Here is a 4,606-nt window from a genome sequence, read left to right as displayed (position 1 = left end):
CCGGGCGTTTGGAAGGTCGCAAGCACCTTGTGTCCGCTGGCATCAATGTAGCGGATATAGGCGAGCTCGGGAAACTCGGTGAGCAGGCGCTGGATTCGTTGCGAAGTCTTTCTGCCCCTGGACGTATAGATAGGAGTACCAAGCTCGTCGAGCTTGCCTAACCAGACCTTTCCACGTCCGTTGAGACTGTCATTCACCAGGTAGTTGCTGCTGTACCAGATTCCGGCAACCACCAGCAGATAGATCAGTATGGCCCAGAAGGTCTGGAGATAGAGCAGGCGTTTGACAATGCTACGCGGGCGATGGGGATGAAGGATGCGCCGGTGTAGATGACGTACGACCCGGACAGCCCAAAACCGGGGGGCCAGACGGGCGATCCAGGAGGCATCGTTATCAGATTTCTCGTTCATCCACCCGTCCAATTGGGAATCACCAGGTCCAGTTGTCGCGCCACTTCACGATTGATCCGAAGATCGGAGCGGGTCAGATCGACCACGGCCGGGCCCGGCAGCTCGTTGCGACCCACACCGGCTTGCAGCCTGCGGACCACCTGATCGGCCACATCATCGGGAACTGCCTGGGCGCTGATGAGGCCACCAAGTTGCAGCAACTCGGGGCTGAATACGGCTACCTGTTTCCCGTGCCTTACACTATAGGTCATGACGCTGAGTATCGCCGATCGGCTGAGCACCCGATTATCCGGCAACAACCACAGGCCCTGATACCGGGAAGCGGCCCGCTTGTAGGCGTAGACATACTCCTTGTCGGTCCGTACCACGCGGTGAACGAGTTTGACGCCGTTCGCGTGCGCTGCCGCCGTGGCCGCCGAGACCTGTTTCTCCAGCCCCGGACCGCTGATCACCAACACCCTGTGCAAGGACGGCGACAGGGCACGCCACCGCGCGAACAGCTGCTCCGGTGGGGGTATCAGGCTCACACCCTTGGTCTTCGCCGTTACCATGCCGGCCCGGGAATGGTCGAAGATCTCGCAAAACACCACCTGCGGGCCCTCCAGGGCCTTGCTCCAACCCATGGCGTGCAGGCCAATCGCCACGACCTGGCCAGGGTTGCGTGCCTGGATACGGCGGAGCTGCTGCTCTTGCTGGACGGGGTCCCGGGAAAGTGGATACAAGGTCGCGGCCGAGCCCAGTTTTTGCTTCAGACTCCTGGCGATGGTGCGAAATACCGGGGCCTCGGCGCCATAGACGACGGGCACGTATCGCAGCGAAGGCGGAGCGGATGGCCTGGGTCCGGGTGGCGTGACCGTACACGCGCTCAAGATCATCAACGCGATCAACGCGAAGACGGCACGGCCGCCCCGAGCCGGGTGCGCGACGGGCCATGAGCGGCTTGATGTTGTGATCGTGAGCAAGCTTTTGTCGTCGTGAAGTTGGTACCACCGGCCTTGCATGGTTCTCTGACCGATACTGTCCAGTTCACGAGCAAACGTCGACCAGACCACAATCCGTCAGTGCATCCCGGAGCGGAACCTTGGTTCGCCAACCACGGGTCCGGAATTTCATCGCAATTCGGTTACAAATACGTTAGTGCACGATTCATGCCACCGGATTTCAGGGCCGGGGCGACCCGGGCACAGATGAGTCATCGGCGAATTGTGGCTATCATGCGACTATGAAACCGGTCCTTATCGTCCGCCACGTCGCCCACGAAGGGCCCGGCTATCTCGCGGAATTCTTCCGCAGCCACGAGATCCCTACCACTCTCCTGCGCATCGATGCGGGAGAAGCAGTGCCCGACAAGCCGCGAAATATATCAGGGATTGTGCTTATGGGCGGCCCCATGAGCGTCAATGACGACTTGCCCTGGATCCCGGCACTGGAAACCTTCATTCGCCAGGGTCTGGACGCGGACCTGCCGGTGCTTGGGCACTGTCTCGGCGGACAACTGATGGCCCGAGCCCTGGGTGCTGCCATCTCGCGTAACCCGGTGCCCGAATACGGCTGGCTGCCGGTACAGGTGGATCCCGGCCCCTTGGCCGCGGAATGGTTTGGACATCTTCCCGACCAGTTCAATGCCTTCCATTGGCACGGCGAAACCTTCGCCTGTCCCGACGGCGCAACCCGGGTCCTGCACAGTGAGTTCTGCGCCAACCAGGGTTTTGCAATCGGCAACAGCCTCGCCCTGCAATGCCACGTCGAAATGACCAACGACCTGGTATTCGACTGGGTACACCGGGCCGAACCGGGGACCCTGGACCCGTCCCCCTCGATTCAGAGCGCGGAAGAAATACTGGCGGAACTCGACCGCAAGGTAGCCGCCGTGCAGGAAATCGCTGACGCGATCTATACACGCTGGATCCACGGGTTGCGCTGAGGTGCGAGTTGGCATCGACCTGGGCGGCAGCAAGACCGAGGCTGTCCTGATTTCTGCCGATGGATCTGCAATGGAACGCCTGCGCCGACCCACTCCGGTCGCGGATGGCTACGAGGCGATTCTGCAAAACGTCGTCGACCTCGTACGGGAGCTGGAATCGCAAACCGCCGAACGGCTACGGGTCGGTATCGGTACCCCGGGTTCGCTGTCAGCGCGGACCGGTTTGCTGAAAAACTCCACTACGGTTTGCCTCACTGGTCAACCGGTCAAGGCGGACCTCGAGCGCCTCCTGGGTCGGGAAATCCGTATCGCCAATGATGCCAACTGCTTCGCCCTGAGCGAGGCGATCGACGGAGCAGGGGCCGACCACGGCGTGGTATTCGGCATCATTATGGGCACGGGAGTCGGCGGCGGCATTGCCATCGATGGAAGGGTCCACGAGGGAAGACACCAGGTCGCCGGGGAATGGGGGCACAACGTCCTGGAAGCCGATGGACCGCCGTGCTATTGCGGCAAACATGGATGCGTGGAGACGTTTCTCTCGGGACCCGGGCTAGCGCGCGACTACCAGGAACATGGTGGCACTGCCGGTCTGAACGCGCAGAACATCATCGCCCGAAGCAGGGCCGGCGATATCGCGGCGATCGCAGCCGTGGAGCGTTTTCTGGACCGGTTTGGTCGCGCCCTGTCCCTGGTGGTCAACATCCTGGATCCCGACGCCATCGTCCTGGGCGGAGGCTTGTCCAATTTCGACCGCCTGTATACTGAGGGCCGGGAACGCCTGGCACGCTCCGTTTTCAATGATGAGTTCACCACCCCGGTGCTTCGCAACATCCACGGAGACAGCGCCGGGGTTCTCGGCGCCGCATGGCTCTTGCCCCCGAACCGAAACTGAATCGACCCTGCTAGTGTTCGCGGGTGGCGATGAATTCCACGTCCGGCCAGCGCTCCATGGCAAGGGTGAGGTTGACATGGGTGGGCGCCAGATAGGTGAGACTTCCCCCGCTATCGATTGCCAGGTTGATCTCGTTCTTGCGGCGAAACTCCTCCAGCTTCCTTTCATCATCGCAGTGAACCCAGCGCGCCGTGTGCACGTTCACCGGCTCGTAGCTGCATTCCACTCCATACTCGTCCTTCAGGCGATAGGCAACCACGTCAAATTGAAGAACGCCGACCGCGCCCAGGATGACTTCGTTGCGATTGATGGGACGGAACACCTGGGTGGCCCCCTCCTCGCTGAGCTGATCCAGGCCCTTCTGCAGCGCCTTCATGCGCAGCGTTCCGGCGCGAAGTTCGGGATCCCCGTGAATTTGAGTTCCTCTCCGTCGCTGAAGGCATCGCCGATGCGGATGGTGCCGTGATTGTGCAGGCCAATGATGTCTCCGGCATAGGCTGTCTCCACGCCTTCCCGCTCGCGAGCCATGAAGGTAATCGCATTGGGCACCTGTACCTGGCGACCAAGACGAACCTGGTACAGCTTCATGCCCTTGGTGAATTTGCCGGAAGTAATGCGCAGGAAAGCGATGCGGTCGCGATGCTGCGGATCCATGTTCGCCTGGATCTTGAACACGAATCCGGAAAATTTCGTTTCTCCGGGCTCCACGATCCGCTGCGCCGCCTGGCGCGGAATCGGCGAAGGGGCGTGCTCCACAAAAACATCCAGCAGTTCCTGCACACCGAAATTGTTGATCGCGGAACCAAAGAATACCGGCGTCAGATCACCCTTGCGGTAGGCCTCGACATCGAATTCATTGCTGGCACCTTTGACCAGCTCCATCTCCTCCCGCAGTTCCTGTGCCTGATCGCCGATTACTTCATCCAGGCGAGGATTGTCCAGGCCCTGAACCACTTCGCCGGTCTGCACCTTGCCCCCGTGCGTGGCGGAAAAGAAATGCACCGAATCATTCGGCAGATGATAGACGCCCTTGAATCGCTTGCCGGATCCGATAGGCCAGGTCATGGGCGCGCACCGAATTTTGAGAATGTCCTCGACCTCGTCCATCAATTCCACAGGGTCGCGCGATTCCCGGTCGAGCTTGTTAATAAAGGTCATGATCGGCGTATCCCGCAGACGGCACACCTCCATCAACTTGATGGTGCGCGGCTCCACGCCCTTGGCGGCGTCGATGACCATCAATGCCGAGTCCACCGCTGTCAGGGTCCGATACGTGTCCTCTGAAAAGTCCTCGTGGCCGGGGGTATCGAGGAGATTCACGATGCATTCTCCATAGGGAAACTGCATCACCGACGTGGTGACCGAGATGCCGCGCTG

6 protein-coding genes are annotated in these 4,606 nt (G+C 60.8%); 2 read left to right on the top strand and 4 right to left on the bottom strand.

All coding sequences use genetic code 11. From position 1 onward, the window contains the following. A partial coding sequence (locus P8X48_12945; GenBank protein ID MEJ2108212.1) for a hypothetical protein occupies positions 1-410 on the bottom strand: 410 nt, incomplete at its 3' end. After that, a complete protein-coding gene (locus tag P8X48_12940; GenBank protein MEJ2108211.1) occupies positions 407-1,216 on the bottom strand; it encodes a hypothetical protein in 810 nt (269 codons plus the stop codon). The genes P8X48_12945 and P8X48_12940, both read right to left, overlap by 4 nt. 416 nt (positions 1,217-1,632) lie before the next feature. Between P8X48_12940 and P8X48_12935 the strand changes: the two genes are divergently transcribed. Continuing rightward, entirely contained in the window at positions 1,633-2,334 is a 702-nt protein-coding gene (locus P8X48_12935) for a type 1 glutamine amidotransferase (protein MEJ2108210.1), read from the top strand. A gap of 1 nt (position 2,335) precedes the next feature. Then, positions 2,336-3,229, top strand: coding sequence for an ROK family protein (locus P8X48_12930; protein ID MEJ2108209.1), 894 nt, complete (start codon positions 2,336-2,338; stop codon positions 3,227-3,229). Between the two features lie 10 nt (positions 3,230-3,239). On the opposite strand, the gene P8X48_12925 is transcribed toward P8X48_12930, so the two are convergent. Beyond that, positions 3,240-3,605 carry a hypothetical protein gene (locus P8X48_12925; protein ID MEJ2108208.1) on the bottom strand — a complete coding sequence of 122 codons (366 nt, stop codon included), beginning with the start codon at positions 3,603-3,605 and terminating at the stop codon, positions 3,240-3,242. Beyond that, a partial coding sequence (locus P8X48_12920) for a peptide chain release factor 3 (GenBank protein MEJ2108207.1) occupies positions 3,602-4,606 on the bottom strand: 1,005 nt, incomplete at its 5' end. The genes P8X48_12920 and P8X48_12925, both read right to left, overlap by 4 nt.

It is taken from the genome of Acidiferrobacteraceae bacterium (genome assembly GCA_037388825.1).
Lineage (GTDB): Bacteria > Pseudomonadota > Gammaproteobacteria > Acidiferrobacterales > JAJDNE01 > JARRJV01.
This window is presented reverse-complemented; position numbering and strand designations above follow the sequence as displayed.